24 protein-coding genes and 4 tRNA genes are annotated in these 22,199 nt (G+C 66.0%); 17 read left to right on the top strand and 11 right to left on the bottom strand.

Features of this window, described 5'->3' with window-relative positions; genetic code table 11:
• Positions 1 to 263 precede the first annotated feature (263 nt).
• A complete protein-coding gene (locus tag DID96_RS16580) occupies positions 264 to 518 on the top strand; it encodes a GlsB/YeaQ/YmgE family stress response membrane protein (RefSeq protein ID WP_124600372.1) in 255 nt (84 codons plus the stop codon).
• Positions 519 to 604: 86 nt separating this feature from the next.
• Here DID96_RS16580 and DID96_RS16575 read toward each other — a convergent pair whose 3' ends face one another.
• The 4 genes from DID96_RS16575 to DID96_RS16560 all read right to left on the bottom strand — a co-directional run bounded on the left by DID96_RS16575 (position 605) and on the right by DID96_RS16560 (position 5,206).
• The gene (locus DID96_RS16575; protein ID WP_124600371.1) at positions 605 to 1,087 is read right to left on the bottom strand and encodes a TlpA family protein disulfide reductase; all 483 of its coding nucleotides are present in this window, start codon (positions 1,085 to 1,087) and stop codon (positions 605 to 607) included.
• Positions 1,084 to 2,343, bottom strand: coding sequence for a sialidase family protein (locus tag DID96_RS16570; protein ID WP_124600370.1), 1,260 nt, complete (start codon positions 2,341 to 2,343; stop codon positions 1,084 to 1,086). Before DID96_RS16570 ends, DID96_RS16575 begins: the two co-directional genes overlap by 4 nt.
• Complete coding sequence (locus tag DID96_RS16565; RefSeq protein ID WP_124600369.1) at positions 2,331 to 4,694, bottom strand: TonB-dependent receptor; 2,364 nt, start codon at positions 4,692 to 4,694, stop codon at positions 2,331 to 2,333. Before DID96_RS16565 ends, DID96_RS16570 begins: the two co-directional genes overlap by 13 nt.
• Positions 4,695 to 4,816: 122 nt before the next feature.
• Positions 4,817 to 5,206 carry a DUF2946 domain-containing protein gene (locus DID96_RS16560; protein WP_124600368.1) on the bottom strand — a complete coding sequence of 130 codons (390 nt, stop codon included), beginning with the start codon at positions 5,204 to 5,206 and terminating at the stop codon, positions 4,817 to 4,819.
• Between the two features lie 198 nt (positions 5,207 to 5,404).
• Here DID96_RS16560 and DID96_RS38320 point away from each other — a divergent pair, with 198 nt between their 5' ends.
• Both DID96_RS38320 and DID96_RS16555 read left to right on the top strand, forming a co-directional pair.
• Positions 5,405 to 5,551, top strand: coding sequence for a hypothetical protein (locus DID96_RS38320; protein ID WP_185732276.1), 147 nt, complete (start codon positions 5,405 to 5,407; stop codon positions 5,549 to 5,551).
• 221 nt (positions 5,552 to 5,772) lie between these two features.
• Positions 5,773 to 6,366: a chorismate mutase gene (locus tag DID96_RS16555; protein WP_124600367.1), complete on the top strand. Its 594-nt coding sequence runs from the start codon at positions 5,773 to 5,775 to the stop codon at positions 6,364 to 6,366.
• Positions 6,367 to 6,398: 32 nt separating this feature from the next.
• Here DID96_RS16555 and DID96_RS16550 read toward each other — a convergent pair whose 3' ends face one another.
• Both DID96_RS16550 and DID96_RS16545 read right to left on the bottom strand, forming a co-directional pair.
• Complete coding sequence (locus DID96_RS16550) at positions 6,399 to 7,529, bottom strand: exonuclease domain-containing protein (RefSeq protein ID WP_124600366.1); 1,131 nt, start codon at positions 7,527 to 7,529, stop codon at positions 6,399 to 6,401.
• A 147-nt stretch (positions 7,530 to 7,676) separates the two neighbouring features.
• A complete protein-coding gene (locus DID96_RS16545; protein WP_124600365.1) occupies positions 7,677 to 7,880 on the bottom strand; it encodes a cold-shock protein in 204 nt (67 codons plus the stop codon).
• A gap of 396 nt (positions 7,881 to 8,276) precedes the next feature.
• Between DID96_RS16545 and DID96_RS16540 the strand changes: the two genes are divergently transcribed.
• Together DID96_RS16540 and DID96_RS16535 are read left to right on the top strand one after the other, a co-directional pair.
• A complete protein-coding gene (locus DID96_RS16540) occupies positions 8,277 to 8,543 on the top strand; it encodes a hypothetical protein (RefSeq protein ID WP_124600364.1) in 267 nt (88 codons plus the stop codon).
• A gap of 505 nt (positions 8,544 to 9,048) precedes the next feature.
• Complete coding sequence (locus tag DID96_RS16535) at positions 9,049 to 10,194, top strand: porin (RefSeq protein WP_124600363.1); 1,146 nt, start codon at positions 9,049 to 9,051, stop codon at positions 10,192 to 10,194.
• Positions 10,195 to 10,278: 84 nt separating this feature from the next.
• On the opposite strand, the gene greB is transcribed toward DID96_RS16535, so the two are convergent.
• A complete protein-coding gene (gene greB / locus DID96_RS16530) occupies positions 10,279 to 10,842 on the bottom strand; it encodes a transcription elongation factor GreB (protein WP_124600362.1) in 564 nt (187 codons plus the stop codon).
• Between the two features lie 131 nt (positions 10,843 to 10,973).
• Here greB and DID96_RS16525 point away from each other — a divergent pair.
• The 3 genes from DID96_RS16525 to DID96_RS16515 all read left to right on the top strand — a co-directional run bounded on the left by DID96_RS16525 (position 10,974) and on the right by DID96_RS16515 (position 11,326).
• Positions 10,974 to 11,050 (top strand) — tRNA-Arg (locus tag DID96_RS16525).
• Between the two features lie 61 nt (positions 11,051 to 11,111).
• A tRNA-Arg gene (locus DID96_RS16520) sits at positions 11,112 to 11,188 on the top strand.
• A gap of 61 nt (positions 11,189 to 11,249) precedes the next feature.
• Positions 11,250 to 11,326: transfer RNA gene (locus DID96_RS16515), tRNA-Arg, on the top strand.
• Between the two features lie 198 nt (positions 11,327 to 11,524).
• On the opposite strand, the gene DID96_RS16510 is transcribed toward DID96_RS16515, so the two are convergent.
• The 4 genes from DID96_RS16510 to DID96_RS16495 all read right to left on the bottom strand — a co-directional run bounded on the left by DID96_RS16510 (position 11,525) and on the right by DID96_RS16495 (position 15,823).
• Positions 11,525 to 13,891: a bifunctional (p)ppGpp synthetase/guanosine-3',5'-bis(diphosphate) 3'-pyrophosphohydrolase gene (locus DID96_RS16510; RefSeq protein ID WP_124600361.1), complete on the bottom strand. Its 2,367-nt coding sequence runs from the start codon at positions 13,889 to 13,891 to the stop codon at positions 11,525 to 11,527.
• Between the two features lie 64 nt (positions 13,892 to 13,955).
• On the bottom strand, positions 13,956 to 14,159 hold the full coding sequence (gene rpoZ, locus DID96_RS16505) for a DNA-directed RNA polymerase subunit omega (RefSeq protein ID WP_006025620.1): 204 nt from the start codon (positions 14,157 to 14,159) through the stop codon (positions 13,956 to 13,958).
• Positions 14,160 to 14,218: 59 nt separating this feature from the next.
• Positions 14,219 to 14,893: a guanylate kinase gene (gene gmk, locus DID96_RS16500; protein WP_124600360.1), complete on the bottom strand. Its 675-nt coding sequence runs from the start codon at positions 14,891 to 14,893 to the stop codon at positions 14,219 to 14,221.
• A gap of 6 nt (positions 14,894 to 14,899) precedes the next feature.
• Positions 14,900 to 15,823, bottom strand: a complete 924-nt coding sequence (locus DID96_RS16495) for a YicC/YloC family endoribonuclease (RefSeq protein WP_124600359.1) — start codon at positions 15,821 to 15,823, stop codon at positions 14,900 to 14,902.
• A 175-nt stretch (positions 15,824 to 15,998) separates the two neighbouring features.
• On the opposite strand from DID96_RS16495, the gene rph reads away from it, so the two are divergent.
• The 9 genes from rph to DID96_RS16450 all read left to right on the top strand — a co-directional run bounded on the left by rph (position 15,999) and on the right by DID96_RS16450 (position 22,181).
• Complete coding sequence (rph, locus tag DID96_RS16490; protein WP_124600358.1) at positions 15,999 to 16,739, top strand: ribonuclease PH; 741 nt, start codon at positions 15,999 to 16,001, stop codon at positions 16,737 to 16,739.
• Complete coding sequence (gene rdgB, locus DID96_RS16485) at positions 16,732 to 17,358, top strand: RdgB/HAM1 family non-canonical purine NTP pyrophosphatase (RefSeq protein WP_124600357.1); 627 nt, start codon at positions 16,732 to 16,734, stop codon at positions 17,356 to 17,358. Before rph ends, rdgB begins: the two co-directional genes overlap by 8 nt.
• 43 nt (positions 17,359 to 17,401) lie before the next feature.
• Positions 17,402 to 18,616 carry a radical SAM family heme chaperone HemW gene (gene hemW, locus DID96_RS16480; RefSeq protein WP_124600356.1) on the top strand — a complete coding sequence of 405 codons (1,215 nt, stop codon included), beginning with the start codon at positions 17,402 to 17,404 and terminating at the stop codon, positions 18,614 to 18,616.
• Between the two features lie 89 nt (positions 18,617 to 18,705).
• A tRNA-Ser gene (locus DID96_RS16475) sits at positions 18,706 to 18,793 on the top strand.
• Positions 18,794 to 18,970: 177 nt separating this feature from the next.
• Positions 18,971 to 19,366 carry a hypothetical protein gene (locus tag DID96_RS16470; protein ID WP_124600355.1) on the top strand — a complete coding sequence of 132 codons (396 nt, stop codon included), beginning with the start codon at positions 18,971 to 18,973 and terminating at the stop codon, positions 19,364 to 19,366.
• Between the two features lie 164 nt (positions 19,367 to 19,530).
• Positions 19,531 to 19,824, top strand: a complete 294-nt coding sequence (locus tag DID96_RS16465) for a hypothetical protein (protein ID WP_124600354.1) — start codon at positions 19,531 to 19,533, stop codon at positions 19,822 to 19,824.
• Between the two features lie 129 nt (positions 19,825 to 19,953).
• Positions 19,954 to 20,442 carry an energy transducer TonB gene (locus DID96_RS16460; RefSeq protein ID WP_260463917.1) on the top strand — a complete coding sequence of 163 codons (489 nt, stop codon included), beginning with the start codon at positions 19,954 to 19,956 and terminating at the stop codon, positions 20,440 to 20,442.
• 130 nt (positions 20,443 to 20,572) lie between these two features.
• Entirely contained in the window at positions 20,573 to 21,883 is a 1,311-nt protein-coding gene (locus tag DID96_RS16455; protein ID WP_124600352.1) for an MFS transporter, read from the top strand.
• Positions 21,884 to 22,001: 118 nt separating this feature from the next.
• Positions 22,002 to 22,181 (top strand): hypothetical protein, encoded by a 180-nt coding sequence (locus tag DID96_RS16450; protein ID WP_124600351.1) that lies wholly within the window; start codon positions 22,002 to 22,004, stop codon positions 22,179 to 22,181.
• Positions 22,182 to 22,199 lie beyond the last annotated feature (18 nt).

Genomic DNA, 22,199 nt, shown 5'->3' with positions numbered 1-22,199 from the left:
CATCGTCTCGCCGCCCATGCTTACATATTCATTTCGACACGCAGCACACAATCGCAGTCGTCGGCCTGGGCAGACAATTTCCTTGGAAATTCCCGTTCCGGGTGCATAACATTACTTAACGATTCCGACCCGTCTATCGCGCTACATTGCGGGGGCGACGACCGGGAATCGGCACGCCGCCCCTGTCGGGGTTGCCGGCCCACCACCCATCGCCCGACGTACGACGCCCGGTCGAGTCAACTCATCAACAGGAGAGAACCAACATGACTCATGGCTTGATAATGTGGCTGATCATCGGCGCGGTCGCCGGCTGGCTTGCTGGCGTGCTCGTCAAGGGCGGCGGCTTCGGGCTCATCGTCGACATCATCGTCGGGATCGTCGGCGCAATCATCGGCGGCTGGCTCGCGGGGCTGCTCGGCATCCACATCGGCAGCGGCTTCATTGGTTCGGTGATCATCGCCGTGATCGGTGCGGTGATCCTGTTGTTCGTGATCCGTCTGTTCAAGCGAGCGACCTGACTTTCGTCGAGGCGCGCGCCTGGACGTGAATTCGGGCGCGCTGCCTCAATCGACGGCGCGCGGCACGGCCGCTGCGCGCCGGCACTTCAACGACGTCGCGTGCCGCGCAGCCACCCGTCGAGCACATCCGTCGTCAGCAGCCCGCTGCGTGCGTCGCGCCCGCCATCGCGTCCGAGCCACAGCGTGCGCGGCATTTCCCCTCGCCATCCCGCATCGAGCGCCGCGCGCAAGCGCTCCGGCATCGCATCGGCATTCGCATATTGCGCGACATGCGGCGGCAGGCTCATCTGCGCGAGCGCCTGCTCGATCGCCGCACCGTTCTCGTCATACGCATCCATCGCGATCATCGCGACCTGCACGTCCGGATGTCGGCGCTGCCACGCGACGAGATGCGCAGCGTTCTCGCGACAGTAGCCACAGTCGAGCGACCAGATTTCGATCGCGAGCGGCCGCTCGCGCGCAGTGTCGAACAGCCGCGCGACGTCGGCCGCGCTCAGTGGCTGCAACGCACCCGCCGATGCGGAAACGCACCAGAACGCGACGCTCGCCAGCAGAATCAGCCGCTTCATTGCCCGCCCTCCACCGCGATCAGCCGATAACCGTCGTTGCGGGTGCGCCACGACAGGTAGATGCGTCCCGCGTCGTCGAGCAGTTGCGGGTTGTCGCTCGCGCCCGACGTCGACGCGATCTCGCGCGGCGCCGACCAGTGCGCGCCGCGATCGTCCGAGCGGCGCAGCTTGATCCGCATCGTGTCGCCGTCGAAGGCCTTCCACGCGAGCCACACGATGTCGCCGCGCGCGGCGAGCGCGGCATGCGACGCCTGCTCGCCGGGTGCGGCCGGATTTGCGCCGAAGCCCCAAGCTGCGCCGAGCGGCTCGCCGTTTGCGCCGATCCGCGAATAGAACACGTCCGCGCGGCCGTCGACGACGCCGAACCACGCGAGGTGGCGCGTGCCGTCGGACGTGATCGCGAGCGCCGGGCCATGATCGGGGCACGCCTCGACGTGCCAGTTCGAAAACGTCGCGCGCAGCGGCGTGACCGGCGTGTCGGCCGACGCGGGCAGCACCGCGAGCGCGTGATCGCGGATCTGTCCGGGAAACACGTTGCGCCACGCAGCCTCGACGCGCCCGGCCGGGTCGACGGTCATCGCGATCCGGCAGCACTCGCACGTGTGATCGGTCACCTTGCGTTCCGGCTCGAACGACGCACCGCCGTCGCGCGACACCGCGTAGTAGACTGCCGCGCCGTCGTAGGGCTGCCCCGCCGCCTTCGCCGCGGTGAGATCGCGCTTGTCGATCCACGCGAGATAGATCCGGCCCGCCGGATCGACCGCCATCATGTCGAAGCGGTGCGTGATCATCTGCCGGTCGCGATGCACGTTGATCGGCACGCTCCACGTCGCGCCGCCATCCAGCGAGCGGGAAAAGCGCACCATCCCCGTATAGGGTGCATCGAGCGGCATCGACCACGATACATAGATCGCGCGGCCGTCCGGACTCGTCGCCACTTTCGGACGGTTCTCCGCGCTGGTGTAGATCGGCTCGGGCATCGCGTTGACGGTGACCGGCGCCGACAGGGTGCGGCCTGTGTCGTCCGAGTGCGCGACGACGACGTGCTCCCCTTCGACCCACGCGACCCACAGCCGATGCTGCGCGTCGAACGCGGCCCCAGTCGCGAGCGGCTGCTTTTGCGGCGCGCTCGCGGCCGGCATTCCCGTGTGCGCGGCATGCGGATCGGCGGGCTGCGCCATTTGATGCGCGCCGGCGGCCGACACGGCCGCGAGCCACAGCGCACATCCAGCCGCGACAGATTTCACAGCGACCATTTCAATTCTCCAAAGAAAGTGCGGCCCGGATACGGGTGGAACACGTAGTAGCGGCGGTCCGTCAGGTTGTCGATGCCGACCGACGCGACCCAGTGCCGATCGAAGCGGTAGCGCGCCTTCAGGTCGACGACCGTATACGAGCTGGTGCCGCCGTAGACGTCCGGATTCACGTCGCTGTTGTCGAGCATGTTGAACTGGCGTCCCGAATAGCGGATGCCGACGCTCGCGAGCCAGTGCTCGTCGAACCGGTACGACGCGAGCAGGTTCGCGCGCATTCGCGGGATGCGCGGAAACCGTGAGCCGACATACGCGGGGTTCGCCGCGTCGGCGAGGATCTGTGCGTTGCTCGCCGTCACGTTCGCATCGACGTCGAGCCCCTTCACCCCGACGTTCTGACCGCTGAACGCGAGCTCGACGCCGCGCACGCGAACGCGGTCGACGTTCGAGATGTTCGTGATCGTCGACGCACCCGACACCGTCGTCTGGCTGTAGATCGAATCGCGCAGGTCGCTCTGGAACACGCTCGCACGCACGACGCCGACCCCGACGTCGCGCTCGGCCGTGAAGTCCCAGTCGATCGCCTTTTCGGGCCTCAGGCCCGGGTTGTTGTTGACGATCGCGTTGTTCGAGATCGTGCCCTGGAACAATTCGCCGACCGTCGGAAAGCGCGTGCCCGTCGCGAACGACAGGCGGAAGCGCCAGACGTCCGTTGCATCCCACTGCAGTGCGACCTTCGGCGACAGCGCGTTAGCGCCACGATCCGCATAGCCAAGCGTGCCGTTCGCGTTGCCGAGCGTGCCGCCGTACGCATCCCAGCGCTCGTAGCGCAGGCCGAGCGTCGCGAGCCAGCCCGGCGCGAAGCGCCACGCGTCCTGCGCGAACAGCGCCTGTGTGCGTGTGTCGCCGCGGTAGATGCTCGCGAGCGACGTCGTCGGCCCGGCCAGCCAGTCGGCCGTGTTGTACGTGACGTTACGAAGGAAGTAGTTGTCGTAGTGGTAGCCGAACGTGAACGTGTGCCCCTTCACGTCGGGCGCCTCCGCCTTCAGGTCGAGCGTGCGCCAGCCGGTGCCGTCGCCCTGGAACAGCGTGCCCGCGCCGCCCTGCGCGGTCGACGCCGCGCGCTGCACGTCGCGCGAGACGTCGTACGCGGACACGACGCCCGACAGCCGCCAGCCGGAAGCGAGCCGCGCGTTCAGCCCGAGCGCGTACAGCCAGTTCTCCTGGTCGCCGCGCTGCGGCGCAAACGCATTCGGCGCGACCGTCATGTTCTGCCCGCCGATCGACACGTTGCCGCCGTACACGGGATTGCCCGCCGCGTCGCGCAGGAACGTCTCGCCGTGCTGCCGGTAATGGTTCTCCCAGTGGCCGAGCGTGAGCGTCGCGTCGACGTGGTCGGTGAACGCGTACCCCATCCGCACGGTCTCGTTGATCTGCTCGGTGCGTTCGAGCGACTGCGCGCCAACGATCGTGCGCGGCTTGCCGTTCGGCCCGATGTCGGTCGCGGCACCCGTCACCGGCACCGCCGCGCCGAGCTTCGGGTTGTACGCCGCAGCAGGGCTCGCGTACTGCATCGGCTGCCCGTTGTTCTCGAGCCGGTCGAGCGACAGCGCGAACCAGAAGCGGCCGACACGGTTCGCGATCCGCGCGGTCTGGTGGTTGCCGCCGAAGCTGTCGGCGAACCCGTAGCCGTCGTGATAGCGCTGCGTGAAGAACTGCGTCGACAGCGACGCTTCGAGCTTTTCGGGCCGGCGCGTCGTAAGCAGCACGGTCGAGCCGATCGCGTTGCCGGGATACAGCGCGGAAAACGGGCCGTACAGCACGTCGACGCGCGCGATGTCGTCCGGCGGGATCAGCGACCAGCGCGGCGGATACGCGTAGCTCGAACCGAGCAGGTTCGACAGCAGCAGGCCGTCGGCGTAGACGAGCCCGCGTGCGCTCTGCAGCTCGTTGAAGTCGCGGCCCGCGAACACCGCGTTGCGATCGCCGATATAGCGCTTGCGCACCATCAGGTTCGGCGCGTACTTCAGCGCATCCTCGGTGTTGACGTTGGTGTGTGCGTCGATGCGCTCGCGCGTGATCGACTCGACGACGGCCGGCGTGTCGGGATCGACCGGTTGCCGTTGCGCGGTCACGCTGACGGCGCTCAGCATATCGCCGGCCGCTGCCGGCTCGGCCGTCGTGACGGCAGGCGCCGCAGCCGATGCGCGACGCGCGCCGGTGGCGGGTTCCCGTGCGGGATCGACGCGGGTGGCGTCCGGTTGTGCCGCATACGCGGCAGGCCATGCGAATGCGGTCGCGCAGGCAAGCGCGAGCGGGCCGCGCGACGATCGCGCGGCAAGGGTGAACGACATGGTTGATTTCCTGAAAACGTGATCGAACGCCGCCCGCTGCAAGTCGGCACGGCGCGCCGACGCGGGCGCGCCGCGCGCAGCCGGCAGCGCGGGCGGATGCGCGCCGTCAGGCGCGCGCGAAATCAGATCGAGACGGTTTCAGGCGGGGCGCGCGGCTGGGCAAGACGAATGCCATTGCGCACGAAGACAGGAACGGACGGTGCCGGGGTGCGGATTGCGAAGGTCCGCACGAAGCCCGGCATCGCAGGCAGGCTCGCGCCGAGCGCGACGTTCGCCGCGAAGCTGGGACAGTACACGCAGTGCGGCACACCCGCGTGATCGAACGACGATGTGTCGTGATCGCCGGCGGCCTGCGCGGGCACGACATGACGTGCGCCCGCTGCACTGCACAACTCGAGCGTGAGTTCCCCTGAACCGGTCGACGCAAGACGCGCATAGCCGATGACGGGCGACAGTACGTTCAGTACCAGCGCCAGCCACACCAGGCCGATCCATCGCGTCGTTCGTTTCATCGCGGTCCAGGAAAAAGTGCGCGCAAGTATAACAAGGGCCGGGATTGTTGCCGATTCTGCAGATGGTAATGACCGGGATCACATTGCGTGCCCGAACGCATGTGCCGTTAATACAACAGAGACAAAATCTAACGATTCGTTGCTGGCATAAATCCGAGCGCGAGGCTGATAATTATTCGACCCGCTGGAGAAACGATCATGGACGAAAAGCCGCTTCGCATGCCGCCCCCGGACCAAGTGATGAGCCCGGATCCGGAACCCGTCGGCGTGGAATTCCTCGCCGAATTGCCCGACCACGTGCGGGCGTTCTTCGACGAACAGCACAAGCTGTACTCGCCGAAGTGAACGGGCATTCCGCTCTGTAACCGCCGCGTGTCGACGCTCGAAACCGTGCGGTACATCGCTGCGCATTTGCCGCAGTTCGCCTCGCACCCGGGTCGCAATGGCCTGACGGTACCGGATCGGCTCGTCCGCTGATTCTCCTGTCGCGTCGCCACGCCGCGCGACTGTCTTCGTCTATTCTTCTGTTTTTCCACTTTCGGCCCGTCCGGCTCCCGATCGTTCCGATGAAGCATTCCATTCGCGCCGGCCTTGCGGCAGTGGCGTTCGGCATCGCCCTCTTCTCCGCACCACTGGTCGTCCATGCCGATGGCGACGATACGGCCCTGACCAACCTCGTCGCGCTCGCATCGCAGCGGCTCGCGCTCGCCGAACCGGTGGCGCGGTGGAAATGGGCGAACCACAAGCCAATCGAGGATCCCGCGCGCGAAGCGGAACTGCTCGCGTCGGTCGAGAAGCGCGCGGCGCGGGCCGGCGTCGATCCGGCATTCGCGCGGACCTTCTTCGAGGATCAGATCGCGGCAAGCAAGGACGTGCAGAACACGCTGTTCGCGACGTGGCGCGCGACCCGACCACCGGAAGGCTCGCCGCCCGATCTCGCGACGAGCACTCGCCCGAAGCTCGACCGGCTGACGCAGGCGATGCTCGCGGGCCTTGCGCAGGTCGAACCGCTGCGCGCGGCCCCCGACTGCCAGGCGCGGCTTGCGCGCAGCATCGCGAACTGGAAATCGCTGACGCGCTATGACGCAGGCCAGGCCCAGGCGCTCGGCACCGCGTTGTCGCACGTGTGCGTGGCAGGTGGCGCGAGCGCGATCGGCTGACGCTGATTTGCGCCGGTGAGCCGCTCAGCCGCTCAGCCGGCAGGCGCGAGCACGGCGAGCGGGATCAGTTGCAGCCCGCGCGACAGGTGCGTCTGCAGCAGACGATAGGTGAACGGCTCGAACTCGCCTGCCGCTTCGCCGGCAGCGAGCCGCGCGGCGGCCTCGAGCGACTCCGTCACGCCGAGATAGCGCCAGCCGTCGATCACATGGAACAGCGCCCGCTCGCCGTGCGCTTCGAACGCCACCGCGCCGTCGAACGGCCACGACGCCTGGGCGCCAGCGCGCGCCGCTTCCGCCGCCGGACGACGATTGAATGCGGGCCGCAGCCGCGCAATCCACTGCGCTTCGGCAAGCATCGCGCCGAGCTCGTTGCCGGTCTCCCGCCATTCGATGCGCCGCACCTGCTGCGCGAGACGCATCTCCTTCGACGATCGCCGCTCGCCGGTCAGCAGCGCGCGCAACCGTTGCCGCACGCGTACGCTGCGCGCGACATACAGCGGCGCATCGTCCTCACCGAACAGCGCATACGCACCGCATCCCGCCGGCGCGGTGTCGAGCCACGCCTCGGTGATCCCGCCGGCGAGGCGGAAATGCCGCGTCGTGCGCGCGATCTGGTCGCGCAAGCGCTCGAGCGGCACGATTTCATGCAACTGGCGCCAGAACTGCCAGAGCAGGTCGGCGTCCGCGAGCGCGCGATGCCGTGCGGACGGCACGAGGCCATGCCGCTCGACCAGCGCGTCGAGCCCGTGACGCGACTCGCGCGGGAACAGCGCGCGCGACAGCCGCACGGTGCACAACACGTCGGGATTGAAGGCGAAACCCGCGCGCTCGAATTCGGCGCGCAGGAAGCCACGGTCGAAGCTCGCGTTGTGCGCGACGAACAGCTTGCCTTCGAGCCGCTCGAACAGCGCGGGCGCAAGCGACGCAAACGACGGTGCATCGCGCACCATCGCATCGGAGATGCCCGTCAGTTGCTGAATGAATGGCGGAATCGGCTGACCGGGATTGACGAGCGAGGTCCATGTCGACACGCCATGCGGGCCGATCTCGACCACGCCGATTTCAGTGATGCGATGCTCGGCGGACGAGCCGCCAGTGGTCTCGAGGTCGACGAAAACGAGCGGAAGGTCGCGGGCAGGATCAGACGTGCGGGAATCGGACATGAAGGGACTGGAAAACGGCGCTTCCGTGAGTATGCACCGACATGCGCGTCGACGGCCAGCACGAACCGGTCGCCGGTGGATCTGCCGTTGAAAGCAAAAAGCCCCCGCATCGCGGGGGCTCGGACGCGATCGGCAACGGAGCGCGCGTCAGACCGACTGGATATTTGCCGCCTGCTTTCCTTTCGGCCCGATTTTCACGTCGAACGAAACCCGCTGGTTTTCCTTCAGCGTCTTGAAGCCGTCCATCTTGATTTCGGAAAAGTGCGCAAACAAATCCTCACCGCCATTGTCCGACGTAATGAAACCGAAACCTTTAGCATCGTTAAACCATTTCACGATACCGGTATCCATACCTTCGTTCCCCACTCGATTTGATCAAAAAAGCTATTTTTTATAGCCGTTTCCCGAAATCCCGAAGCATCGCGCCGGAGCATGCCAGAGGCGCACCGCCCGAGGACTGAGTGCTGACTTTATAAATTGGACAATCCGAGCGCGTCAAGAAGATTTTTGGTGAATGCTTTATCAAAAAAGCGCCAATGTCACTGGAATCGGTCCCCGATCCGTATCAATTAATCAATTTCCGCCAAAAACCTGTCATTATTACCGGGGTCGCCACCGAAATAATCCGGACCGCGAAAAACCTACCGGAATCGCATCGCATCGAAAAAATCCTCAGTATTTTTCCGAGTTGCGGAATTCGCACACCATTGCGATCCTGAATCCATACGCACGGTGAGGGAGGGAGCCATGTGGCTGGACGGTATCAAGCGCTTCGCGAGCCGGCTCGGGCGCGTGCACCGCAAGTCCCGCGCACTTGCCGACGCTGCCCGTGAAACTCCCTGCGATGCCGAATTCGATACGACCTGGCATGGCGACCACTGGCAGAACCTGCTGTCGTCGCCACTCGACGCACGCCATTACGTGATGGAAGACTGGTCGTGCGCGCCGCCGCCCGCCGAGACCAAGGAAGCGTTGCCGCCGGCCAAGCGCCGGCGCCGCTGGTACGAGCAATAGGAAGCGAAAACGCGGCGCAAAAAAAAAAGCGCGACTGGAAGGTCGCGCCGACAAAGGTTTGGAGATCTTTTCCGTCAACGAAAAAGTCTGCTTCGGAAAGCAGAGACTGCAGTATAGCGACATAACATCCTTTCATTATTCATGCTCCACACAAACCTCTATTGCCGCCGTGGCAATAATCGCGTTGGTGCGCCCGGAGCCAGCCGATAGCCGCCTGTCGCGATCGCGCAACGCCCGACGCGCGCGCCGGATCGCCCGAGCGTTCGCGGCATCACCACAAGCCCTTGACCGACAGGGCTTCCCGGCCGCCCGCCAATCGTTGCGGCATGCAAAATAGACTATTGTTTAAATTGGCTTTCTTGCCGCTCCGAGCCGCTCCCTACACTGCGGATTAGCCTCGAAGAAACGCGGGCGTCCGCCCGGCCAGCGCCAGCGCAATCACCGCGCGCATTCGTCGGTGCCAGCAGCAGGTTCGATTTCCAACATCCTGTTTGGAGACAGATCAATGAAACGGACACTGATCGCCGCGGCATTGTCGGGCGTGTTCGCAACCGCCGCGCATGCACAGAGCAGCGTCACGCTGTACGGCCTGATCGACGCCGGCATCACCTACACGAACAACCAGGGCGGCCACAGCGCGTGGCAGGAAACGAGCGGCTCGATCAACGGCAGCCGTTGGGGCCTGCGCGGTGCCGAGGATCTCGGCGGCGGCCTGAAAGCGATCTTCGTTCTCGAAAACGGCTTCGGCATCAATAACGGCACGCTGAAGCAGAACGGCCGGGAATTCGGCCGCCAGGCCTTCGTCGGCCTCGCCCACGACACCTACGGTTCGCTCACGCTCGGCCGCCAATACGACAGCGTCGTCGACTATCTCGGCCCGCTGTCGCTGACCGGCACGCAGTACGGCGGCACCCAGTTCGCGCACCCGTTCGACAACGACAATCTGAACAACTCGTTCCGGATCAATAACTCGGTCAAGTACCAGAGCGCGAATTACGGCGGCCTGAAGTTCGGTGCGCTGTACGGCTTCTCGAACTCGACCGACTTCTCGAACAACCGCGCGTACAGCGTCGGCGTGTCGTACAGCTACATGGGCTTCAACTTTGCGGCCGCGTACCTGCAGTTGAACAACAACGTGAACGCTCTGTCGCAGGCGGTCGCCGACCCCGGCGCGGTCACGGGCGACTGGACCTTCGCGGCCAGCCGTCAGCGCACGTGGGGAGCCGGCCTGAACTACACGTTCGGCCCCGCGACGGCCGGCTTCGTGTTCACGCAGACGCGCCTGACCGACAGCCGCGCGATCAGTGCCGGGGCCTCAGGCGTGACGGGCGGCATTACCGGCCTGTCGGGCAGCACCCGCTTCAACAACTACGAACTCAACGGCCGCTACGCGCTGACGCCGTCGCTGTCGCTCGCCGGTTCGTATACGTACACGGACGGCCGCATCGTCGGCCAGACGCCGAGCTGGCACCAGTTCAACCTGCAGGCAGACTACTCGTTGTCGAAGCGCACCGACGTGTATTTGCAGGGCGAATTCCAGAAGGTCAACGCGGACGGCCTGAACGTGAACGCGAACATCAACGGCCTCGGCACCGCGTCGTCGACCAACAAGCAGCTCGCGGTGACGGCAGGCCTGCGCCATCGCTTCTGAACCTCGCGCGCTCGCGCCTGCAATACGACAGCGCCCCGCATGGGGCGCTTTTTTGATGGCACGAATGCGCGCGCGCGGCCGCGCTCAGACCTTGCCGGGCTCCGGATAGTGGACGTCGAGCACGTCGATCGGCTGCGGGCCGACAGGCGTCATCAGTGTGACGGTGTCGCCGATCTTCGCCTTCAGCAGCGCACGCGCCACCGGCGAGATCCAGCTCACATGGCCGCGGTCGAGATCGACCTCGTCGATGCCGACGATCGTGATCGTATGCTCGTCGCCGTCCGGCGTCGCATAGTCGACCGTCGCACCAAAGAACACCTGATCGGTGTTCTCCTGCCGGCTCGCGTCGACCACCTCGGCGATATCGAGCCGCTTGGTCAGGAAGCGGATGCGGCGGTCGATCTCGCGCAGCCGCCGCTTGCCGTAGATGTAGTCGCCGTTTTCGGAACGGTCGCCGTTCGACGCGGCCCACGACACGAGTCGCACGACCTCGGGACGCTCGACGTCGATCAGGCTCAGCAGCTCGTCCCTGAGCCGCTTGTGCCCCGCCGGCGTGATGTAGTTCTTCGACCCGGCCGGAATCGCAGCCTGGGCCTGCTCGAGATCGTCGTCGTCGCCGTCCGACTCTTTGACAAACGCCTTGTTCATGATGCACATTCAAACATGGATTGCGGATACTTCAAGGGTACACGATGGGCCGCCCCGGCAACGGCGGGCCGTATATTTTGCGAATAAGGCTTCCCTTTTTTCACAACCTTGCTATAATCCCTCTTCTGCGTGCGGCTGTAGCTCAGTTGGATAGAGTACTTGGCTACGAACCAAGGGGTCGTGGGTTCGAATCCTGCCAGCCGCGCCACTTTTTTTAAGGGCCTTCCGAACCGAAGGCCCTTTCAGTTCGATGTAGTACCGTTTTGCGTGCGGCTGTAGCTCAGTTGGATAGAGTACTTGGCTACGAACCAAGGGGTCGTGGGTTCGAATCCTGCCAGCCGCGCCAATTTTTGAGGGCCTTCCCACCGAAGAAGGTCCTGTCAGTTTGAAGCAGTACCGTTTTGCGTGCGGCTGTAGCTCAGTTGGATAGAGTACTTGGCTACGAACCAAGGGGTCGTGGGTTCGAATCCTGCCAGCCGCGCCACTTCTGAAGGGCCTTCCTCCGGGAAGGCCCTTTTTCTTTGCGCCCTTCCGCTTGCGTCCTTCCGTTTGCGCGCATTCTTTTGCACCCTCCCCGTTCGCGCCTTCCCCGTTCGATCCCGGCGCCATTGCGCGCGCGGGGCAAGCACCAACGAAAACGGCGGCCCAGGGCCGCCGTCACATCGTTCGAAGGACACGAGCGTCAGTAATCCTGCCGCTCGCGTTCGATGCGCATCCCGCCGTCGTGACGCGCATGCGTGCCGTCGTCGGTCGAACGTTCGCGCATGATCCGCATCACATCCGGGTTGGTCCGCACGCGCCGCATCACGTTCGCCAGATGGACGCGGTCACTGACCTGGATCACGAAGCGCAGCACCGTCGATTCGTGCGTGAGATCCTCGTCCATCGCGATGTGCACGATGTTCGCGTCGGCCGACGTGATATCCGCCGCCACCCGTGCGAAGATCCCCTTCGTATTCTTCACGAGCGCCTTCACCGCGACATCGAACAACCGGCCCGGCTGAGGCGCCCACTCGACGTCGATCCAGCGGCCCGGGTCGCGACGATGGATACGTTGCGCGACTCGGCAATCGGTCGTATGAATCGCCATCCCCAGCCCGATGCCGATATAGCCCATGATCGCGTCACCCGGAATCGGCCGGCAGCATGCGGACAGCTGCACCGACATCCCTTCGGTGCCCGTGATCACGACCGGTGGCGCATGATGCGCGGCATGGCGCTCGGCCTTCGGCAGGTCGTCGTCCGCATCGCGGCCGCTCATCAGTACCTCGATGCGCTTCGCCATCACCGCCGCGACGCGGCGGCCGAGGCCGATGTCCGCGAAGATTTCCTGGCGGCTCTTGTTGCCCGTCCACTGCACGAGCTTTTCCCAAACTTCCGGCGTGACGTCGGCAAGCGCAAGCCCGTAACCCTTCAGGCTCTGATCGACGAGCCGCTCGCCGAGCTGCACTGATTCGTTCAGGCGCATCGTCTTCAGATAGTGACGGATCGCCGAGCGTGCCTTACCGGTGCGCACGAAGCCGAGCCACGCAGGGTTCGGCTTCGAATACGGAGCCGTGATCACTTCGACGATGTCGCCGCTCTTCAGCTCGGTGCGCAACGGCAGCAGCTCGTTGTTGATCTTCACGGCGACGCACTGATTGCCGAGATCGCTGTGGATCGAATACGCGAAGTCGAGCGCGGTCGCGCCGCGCGGCAGCGCCATGATCTTCGACTTCGGCGTAAACACGTAGACCGCATCCGGGAACAGGTCGATCTTCACGTGCTCGAGGAATTCGCTCGAATCGCCGGCTTCGCTCTGGATATCGAGCAGCGACTTCAGCCACTGGTGCGCGCGCTTCTGCACGTCGCTGAGATCCGCGCTGCCGTTCTTGTACAGCCAGTGCGCGGCGACCCCCGCCTCGGCGATCTCGTGCATCTTGCGCGTGCGCACCTGGAACTCGATCGGCGCGCCGAACGGGCCGACGAGCGTCGTGTGCAGCGACTGATAGCCGTTGATCTTCGGGATCGCGATGTAGTCCTTGAACTTGCCGGGCACCGGCTTGTAGAGCGCATGCAGCGCGCCGATGCACGTGTAGCAGTCGAGCGGATTCTCGACGACGACGCGAAAGCCGTACACGTCGAGCACCTGCGAGAACGACAGCTGCTTGTCGCGCATCTTCCGGTAGACGCTGTAGATGGTCTTTTCGCGGCCGGTGATCTCGGCTTCGATCTTCGCGTCGACCATCGCGCGCTGCGCGGCTTCGAGGATCTTGCTGATCACCTCGCGGCGATTGCCTCGCGCGGCCTTCACGGCCTTCTCGAGCGTCGCGTAGCGATGCGGGTTGAAGTTCGCGAAGCTCATGTCCTGCAGCTCGCGATACGTATTGTTCAGACCCAGGCGGTGCGCGATCGGTGCATAGATGTCGAGCGTCTCGCGCGCGACGCGGCGGCGCTTTTCCATCGGCACCGCGCCGAGCGTGCGCATGTTGTGCAGGCGATCGGCGAGCTTGACGAGGATGACCCGCACGTCGCGTGCCATCGCGAGCAGCATCTTGCGGAAATTTTCCGCTTGCGCTTCCTCGCGGCTGCGGAATTCCATCTTGTCGAGCTTGGACAGGCCGTCGACCAGTTCCGCGACCTTCGGCCCGAACCGCTCGGCCAGCTCGCTCTTGGTCACGCCCTGGTCCTCCATCACGTCGTGCAGCAGCGCGGCCATTACGGCCTGCGCGTCGAGCTTCCAGCCGGCGCAGATTTCCGCGACGGCGACGGGATGGGTGATGTAGGGTTCGCCGCTCTGGCGATATTGACCGAGGTGGGCTTCGTCGCTGAAGTGGAACGCCGCCTTGACCTCTTTGATCTCCTCCGGAGCGAGATACTCGGCGAGCGTGCCGGTCAGTTTCGCGATCGAAACGACGCCGTGCTTGCGCGGTTGCTCCGGAGTGGCGGTCGGCCCGAACAGATGCCGGAACGACTGTTCGAGGACCGCGTTGATGTACTGGCGCGCAGGCGATTGTGCCGTGGCTTCGGTGGTCGGATCCGCGGAGGCGGACGATGGGGTGGTGCTCATATTCGCCTCCTCGGTCAGCAATCGTTGCGCGCGTGGACTACATGGCTGGAGTGATGCGGTGCGGTTAGACCGGCACCTTCTTCAGCATCTCGACGCCGACCTGGCCGGCCGCGATCTCGCGCAGCGCAACGACGGTCGGCTTGTCGCGGCTTTCGATCTTCGGCGTATGGCCTTGCGCGAGCTGCCGCGCGCGATAGGTGGCGGCGAGCGCCAGTTCGAAGCGGTTCGGGATCTGCTTCAGGCAGTCTTCGACGGTAATGCGAGCCATGTTGGGTAATTCCTTCTGAATATAGTGCTTATTCTACCTTATGTCCCTCGTGCCTCGTGTCATTCCGCGTGCGGCAGGTGGATGCCGAGCTCGATGAACAGCTCCGCATGTCGCGCGTACTGCGAAGCAAAGCGCAGGCGCGTCGCGGCGACGATGCATTCCAGCTCGGCGAGCGCGCGCTCGAAGTTCTCGTTGATCACGACGTACTCGGCTTCCGACGCGTGTGCGATCTCGCTGCCGGCCGCGAGCAAACGGCGCGTGATCACGTTCGGCTCGTCCTGGCCGCGCTTCTTCAGACGCTCCTCGAGCGCGTCGAGCGACGGCGGCAGGATGAAGATGCCGACCGCGTTGCGGAACTGCTTCTTGACCTGCAGCGCGCCCTGCCAGTCGATCTCGAGCAGCACGTCGTGGCCGTTCTTCATCTGCTCTTCGATCCAGACGCGCGACGTGCCGTAGTAGTTGCCGTGCACTTCCGCGCTCTCGAGGAATTCGTGCGCCGCGTGGCGCGCGCGGAAATCGTCGACCGTCGTGAAGTGGTAGTGCTGGCCGTCCTGTTCGCCGGGCCGCGGCTTGCGCGTCGTATACGAGATCGACAGGCAGATCTCGCTGTCCTTCGACAGCAGCGCGTTCACGAGCGTGGACTTGCCGGCGCCCGACGGCGCGACGACCATGAACAGGTTGCCCGGATAGACGCCGCCGTGCAGCGAATGCGCGTCGTGGATGGGTTGGGTCATGTTGCGTTACTCCAGGTTTTGCACTTGCTCACGCATCTGCTCGATCAGCAGCTTGAGCGCCATCGACGCGTCGGCCAGTTCCTTGGCTGCCGCTTTCGAGCCGAGCGTGTTCGCTTCGCGATTCAGTTCCTGCATCATGAAGTCGAGGCGCTTGCCGACGCGGCCGCCCTTCTCGATCACATGACGCGTTTCGTTCAGGTGCGCGGTGAGCCGCGACAGCTCCTCCGCGATATCGATCCGGATCCCGTACATCGTCACTTCCTGACGGATGCGTTCCGCGGCTTCCTCGCGCGACACGATCGGCGCGCTGCCTTCCGGTGCCGCGATGCCGAGCGCTTCCTGCAGCCGCTCGACGATCTTCTGCTGATGCTTCGCGATCAGCTCCGGCACGAGCGGCGTGATGCGCGCGACGATCGCTTCCATCTCGGCGACGTTCGACAGCAGCATCGTCGCAAGCTGCGCGCCTTCGCGCGAACGCACGACCACCAACTCGTTGATCGCTTCCTTGCCGCACGCGAGCACCGCGTCGCGGATCGCGTCGGCCGACACGCCGCTCTCCGCGAGCACGCCCGGCCAGCGCAGGATCTCGCCCGAGCGCAGGCGGCCGACGCCCGGGAACGACTCGAGCACCGCACGTTCGAGCTCGGCAAGCTGGCCGAGCGCCGCCTGGTTCAGCGCGCCCGCGCCGATGCTCTGCTCGCCACGCTGCAGGTTGATGCGCACGTCCACCTTGCCGCGCGACAGCTTGTTCATCAGCATTTCGCGCAGCGCGGGTTCACATGCGCGCACATCGTCGGGCATGCGGAAATTCAGGTCGAGGAAGCGCGAGTTCACGGTACGCAATTCGACCGACACGCTGGTGCCGCCGTTGCCCGTCGCCGCTGCGAGTTCGCGCGTCGCGCTCGCGTAGCCCGTCATGCTGTAGATCATGGTTCGTCTCGCCGTCTGGATGCCCTTGCGGGCCGGGAATCAATCGAGGCGCCCGGCGCGTCCGAAGCGCGGGGCGGGAAACGCGCATTATCCCATTTTTGGCGCCGCCCCCGCCGGGCACGCGGGCCGTTCGGCGCTAAAATCGGGGTTTCCTCTCCCACACTCTTTCTCGCCCATGACGCAATCCTTTTCCCGTCCGAGCGGCCGCAGCGCCGACGCGCTGCGCAAGGTCGCCATCACGCGCCACTACACGAAGCATGCGGAAGGCTCCGTGCTGGTCGAGTTCGGCGACACCAAGGTGATCTGCACGGCGAGCGTCGCCGAGCGCGTGCCGGAGTTCCTGCGCGATCGCGGGCAAGGCTGGCTGACGGCCGAATACGGGATGCTGCCGCGCGCGACGCACACGCGCAGCGATCGCGAAGCCGCGCGCGGCAAGCAGACGGGCCGCACGCAGGAAATTCAGCGCCTGATCGGCCGCGCGCTGCGCGCGGTGTTCGACCTCGAGGCGCTCGGCCCGCGCACGATCCACATCGACTGCGACGTAATCCAGGCCGATGGCGGCACGCGCACGGCGAGCATCACCGGCGCATTCGTCGCCGCGCATGACGCGGTGTCGAAGCTGATCGCCGCCGGCAAGCTCGCGCGTTCGCCGATCACCGACTACGTGGCCGCAATCTCGGTCGGCGTGTTCGAAGGCACCCCGGTGCTCGATCTCGATTACGCGGAGGATTCGCGCTGCGACACCGACATGAACGTCGTGATGACGGGCGCGGGCGGCTTCGTGGAAGTCCAGGGCACCGCCGAGGGCGTGCCGTTCTCGCGCGACGAGATGAACGCGTTGCTCGACCTCGCGCAGAGCGGGATCGGTGCGCTCGTGCAAATGCAGAAGGACGCGCTGGGTACGAGCCATGCCTGACGATCGCTCCACGCCGCCGCTGTCGCGCATCGTGCTCGCGTCGAACAACGCGGGCAAGCTGCGCGAATTCACGGCGATGTTCTCGACCGTCGGCATCGACGTGATTCCGCAAGGCGACCTCGCGGTGCCGGAAGCGGACGAACCGTTCCGCACGTTCATCGAGAATGCGCTGACGAAAGCGCGCCACGCAGCGCAGCTCACCGGGCTGCCGGCAATCGCCGACGATTCCGGCCTGTGCGTGCGCGCGCTGCGCGGCGCGCCCGGCGTCTACTCGGCGCGCTACGCGCAGCGCGCGGGGCTCGAAAAAGGCGACGCGGCGAACAACGCGCATCTCGTCGACCAGTTGCGCGACGTTGCGGACCGTCGCGCGTATTACTGCTGCGTGCTCGCGCTCGTGCGTCACGCCGACGATCCGGAACCGCTGTTTGCCGAAGGCCGCTGGCACGGCGAGATCGTCGACACGCCACGCGGCGCGCACGGATTCGGCTACGACCCGTATTTCTACCTGCCGGCGCTCGGCGCGACGGCGGCCGAGCTCGAACCGCCCGTGAAGAACGCGCTCAGCCATCGCGCGCTCGCACTCAAGGCGCTGCTCGCGCGGCTTGCGGAGGGGGAATGACCAGGCGCCCCCACGCTCACCTTCGTTCGTTGCAGGAGGCAGCATGAGCCAGGCTGCAGAAACCGGTGCGCGCGTCGTCGCGACGTTCACGTCGCCCGGCCAGGTGCGGCTGACGTCGCTGCCGCCGCTCGCGCTGTACGTGCATTTCCCGTGGTGCGTGCGCAAGTGCCCGTACTGCGATTTCAACTCGCACGAGTGGAAGGGCGAGCGGTTTCCGGAAACCGAGTATCTCGATGCGCTGCGCGCCGATCTCGAGCATGCGCTGCCGCTCGTCTGGGGGCGCCAGGTGCATACGGTGTTCATCGGCGGCGGCACCCCGAGCCTGCTGTCGGCAGCGGGCCTCGACCGCTTGCTGTCCGACGTGCGCGCGCTGCTGCCGCTCGACGCGGATGCGGAGATCACGCTCGAGGCGAATCCGGGCACGTTCGAGGCGGCGAAATTCGCGCAATTCCGCGCGAGCGGCGTGAACCGCCTGTCGGTCGGCATCCAGAGCTTCAACGAGACGCACCTGAAGGCGCTCGGCCGCATCCACGACGCTGCGCAGGCGCGCGCGGCCGTCGAGGTCGCCGCGAAGACGTTCGACAACTTCAATCTCGACCTGATGTTCGCGCTGCCGAACCAGACGCTCGACGAATGCCGCACGGACATCGAGACCGCGCTGTCGTTCGCGCCGCCGCATCTGTCGCTGTATCACCTGACGCTCGAGCCGAATACGCTGTTCGCGAAGTTTCCGCCCGTCGTGCCCGACGACGACGCGTCGGCCGACATGCAGGAGTGGATCCACGCGCGCACGGCCGAAGCCGGCTACGAGCGCTACGAGGTGTCCGCGTATGCGAAGCCGCACCACCAGTGCAAGCACAACCTGAACTACTGGCGCTTCGGCGACTATCTCGGCATCGGCGCGGGCGCACACACGAAGCTGTCGTTCCCGAACCGCATCCTGCGGCAGGCGCGCTACAAGCACCCGGCCACCTTCATCGAAGAGGCGCTGGCCGGCACGCCGGTGCAGGAAGAACGCGAAGTCGGCGCACGCGACCTGCCGTTCGAGTTCATGCTGAACACGCTGCGGCTCGTCGAGGGCTTCCCGGTACACAGCTTCGCCGAGCGCACGGGCCTGCCGATGAGCACGATCGAACCGGCGCTCAGGGAAGCGGAACGGCGCGCGCTGATCACCCGCGATTTCACGCAGATCGCGCCGACGCCGCTCGGCCAGCGCTTTCTCAACGACCTGCAGGAACTGTTCCTGCGTGACGACTGACAATGACCGCCGGGCATGGGACCGGAGTAAGCGATGAAGTGCTCACTCCGGTCGACAAGGGCGACATTTCGGTTACAATGCCGCCTCGTGGAAGCGTGGCCGAGCGGTTTAAGGCACCGGTCTTGAAAACCGGCGACGGGCGACTGTCCGTGAGTTCGAATCTCACCGCTTCCGCCAGCATCATCCGACAAACCCCGTCAATTCGATGAATGGCGGGGTTTTTGTTTGCCCGCTCGCCGCCTTCGCATCGGCGGACACGGCACCGCAACCGCCTACGCGTTCCACCATTCGAATGGGTTTTGCGGGATCCCGTTACAATCCCGCGCTCGGATTCGCAACACGGGAGCACATGCCATGAAGCACCTGATCGCTTCGTCGCTCGTCGCAGCGCTGGCCGCCATGAGCGCGCATGCGGCGGCCGACACCTCGACCGGCAACGACACGCCGGCGCAATCGTGCGCGATCGCTTACGTCACGGGCGTCGGCGGATCGGCGCAGAGCCTGCGCGAATATCTCGCGAGCGCGAATCAGTATCGCTATCTGGCCGACAACGAGATTCACTGCCAGATTTCCGGTGAAGGCCGCGCGACCGGCTGCGTCGGCGTCACGAACCTGCGGCACGAGCGGGTCAGCGTGTACGACGACTCCGACCCGACGACGCTGTCCGTCGTCGCGCGCGTGGAACTCGACCGGGGAACGTACCCGGTGATCATCGTCGTGCCGAGAAAGAACGTGCAGTGCGTGCAGTAACGCAGGCCGCGACGACCGCCTGACTGCCGCCGTCCGGCTCGCGCCGAACGTGACTCCGGTTGCGCCGCCATCGCCTAGAATTCGGATCAGAACGGCGACACGAACGCCGCCGCGAACCCGAAGCCGCGCGAATCCACCCGTTCACGCGGCGCATGGAGGCCGTCATGTCCGAACAGTCGACACCTACCCGCCACGTCGATTACGAAGGCTTCGAGATCCACGTCGTGCCGGGCCCGATGCCGGGCGACGACACGCGCTTCACCTATACAGGCTACGTCTGCCATCCGGGCGCGAATCCCGCGCTGCCCGGTCATGCGGTGCCGTTCCATGCGGACGGCGAAGAAAGCTTTGCGACGCTCGACGAGGCGGCCCACGAAGCCGTGCACATCGGCAAGAGCATCGTCGACGGCACGCATCCGGACCTGTCGGTACTGTCGCTCGTCACGCACGGATATTGAAGCGACGCGCCGATTCACCGGCATCATCAGCAGACGCAGCGTCGCGCAACGCGCGCTATGCGTTTGTCCCGATGTCGGGTCACCCGCGCGCGACTATCATTTTTATATCGTGTTCTTCGGCGCCGCTCCATGTCCGCCCTTCCCGTTCCGAGCGTCGTACGGCTGCGCGTCGCCGCGCTGGCCGCCGTCGCCATGCTTTCCGCCTGCACGATTACGCTGCCCACGCCGCATGCGATCCTGACGCTGCCGTCGATCACGCGCAGCGCGAACCTCGACCAATATCGCACCGAAGTCGCCGAGCGCGTCGCCGAACGCAATCCTTCAGGGATGCTGCACGGCACGCCGCAGGCGATGCTGCGCTCGCTCGTCGTGCTCGCGTTCACGCTCGATCGCGACGGCCAGATCGTGCACGCGTCGGTATACCGCAGCAACGGCGACAGCGAAGCCGAAGCGCTCGCGCTCGAGTCGCTGCGCCGCGCCGCGCCACTGCCGCCGCCGCCCGCGAAGCTGCTCGACGGCAAGGGCCAGATCGAGCTGATGGAAAGCTGGCTCTTCAACGACAACGGCAAATTCCAGCTGCAGAGTACGGCGTCCGCGCAAGCGCAGTCGATCGACTGAGCCCCTCACGCCGCGTCATTGCCGGTGCGCGGCGCCGCTGGCTATAATTTTCCGCATTCGCGCGGCCATCTCGCCGTGCACGCGTTCGCGCGCCTCACCGAACATCCCCAAAAACAAACCGGAGACACTCATGTCCGCATCCCCACCGGCCGTTGCGCACGCAACCGATTCGGCCGGCGCGCTCAGCCACACGCGCATCGTGTTCGCAAGCTTCATCGGCACCGCGATCGAATTCTATGATTTCTACGTGTACGCGACCGCCGCCGCGCTCGTGATCGGCCCGGTGTTCTTCCCGCACGGCTCCGCGACCGCGCAGGCGCTGTCCGCGTTCGTCACGTTTGGCATCGCATTCATCGCGCGGCCGATCGGCGCGTTCCTGTTCGGCCATTTCGGCGACCGCATCGGCCGCAAGTCGACGCTCGTCGCGTCGCTGCTCGTGATGGGCCTGTCCACCACCGCGATCGGCCTCGTGCCCGGCTACGACGCAATCGGCACGCTCGCGCCGGTGCTGCTGTGCGTGCTGCGCTTCGGCCAGGGGATCGGCCTCGGCGGCGAATGGGGCGGCGCCGCGCTGCTCGCGACCGAGAACGCGCCGCAAGGCAAGCGCGGCTGGTTCGGGATGTTTCCGCAGCTTGGGCCCTCGGTGGGCTTCCTGATGTCGAACGGGCTGTTCTTCGCGCTCGCGCTGTCGCTGTCCGATGCGCAGTTCCGCAGCTGGGGCTGGCGCATCCCGTTCCTCGTGAGCGCGGTGCTCGTCGCGCTCGGGCTGTACGTGCGGCTCAAGATCGCCGAAACGCCCGCGTTCCAGGCCGCGCTCGACCGCAACGAACGCGTGCGCGTGCCCGTCGCGACGCTCGTCACGCAACACTGGCAGCCGACGCTGCTCGGTGCGCTCGCGATGGTCGTCTGCTACACGTTGTTCTATATCTCGACCGTGTTCTCGCTGTCGTACGGCGTCGCCACGCTGCATATCCCGCGCCAGAGCTTCCTCGGCCTGCTGTGCGTCGCGGTGGTGTTCATGGGGCTCGCGACGCCGCTGTCGGCCTGGGCGTCGGATCGCTTCGGCCGCAAGCCGGTGCTGGTCGCGGGCTCGAGCGCCGCGCTGCTGTCCGGCTTCGTGATGGCGCCGCTGCTCGGCAGCGGCTCGATGCCGCTCGTCGCGCTGTTCCTGACGCTCGAGCTCTTCCTGATGGGGGTGACGTTCGCGCCGATGGGCGCACTGCTGCCGGAGCTGTTCCCGACCCACGTCCGCTATACGGGGGCCGGCGTCGCATACAACCTCGGCGGGATCCTCGGCGCGTCGATCGCGCCTTACATCGCGCAGCTGCTGGCCGCCCGGGGCGGCCTGTCGTGGGTCGGCGGCTATGTGTCGATCGCGGCGGCGATCAGCCTGCTCGGCGTGCTGATGATGCGCGAAACGCGCGACACGTCGCTCGTCTGACCCCAGGGCAGCCCCGGTTGTGTGCCGGCCGGCGGTGCCTATACTCGAACTGAGCTGGAACTGAGCTCCAACCGAGGCGCGCCGGCGGGCGCGCCGCGATCGTCAGGGAGCCACCGCGATGAACATCCGCCTCGACAACGCCGATCTCGTCGTGACCCTCGCGCTCGCGCTGGGCGGCGCGTTGCTGCTCGCGATCCGCTTCCGGCCGAAGACGTGGCGCGGGCTCGTGCTCGAGGCGCTGCTCGCGAACGCGGCAGCCATTGCCGCCGTCCTGGCCGTCGAAGCGCTGCTCGCCTGACCGCGCGGCGGCGCCGCG

Source organism: Burkholderia sp. Bp8963 (assembly GCF_003854275.1).
Lineage (GTDB): Bacteria > Pseudomonadota > Gammaproteobacteria > Burkholderiales > Burkholderiaceae > Burkholderia.
This window is presented reverse-complemented; position numbering and strand designations above follow the sequence as displayed.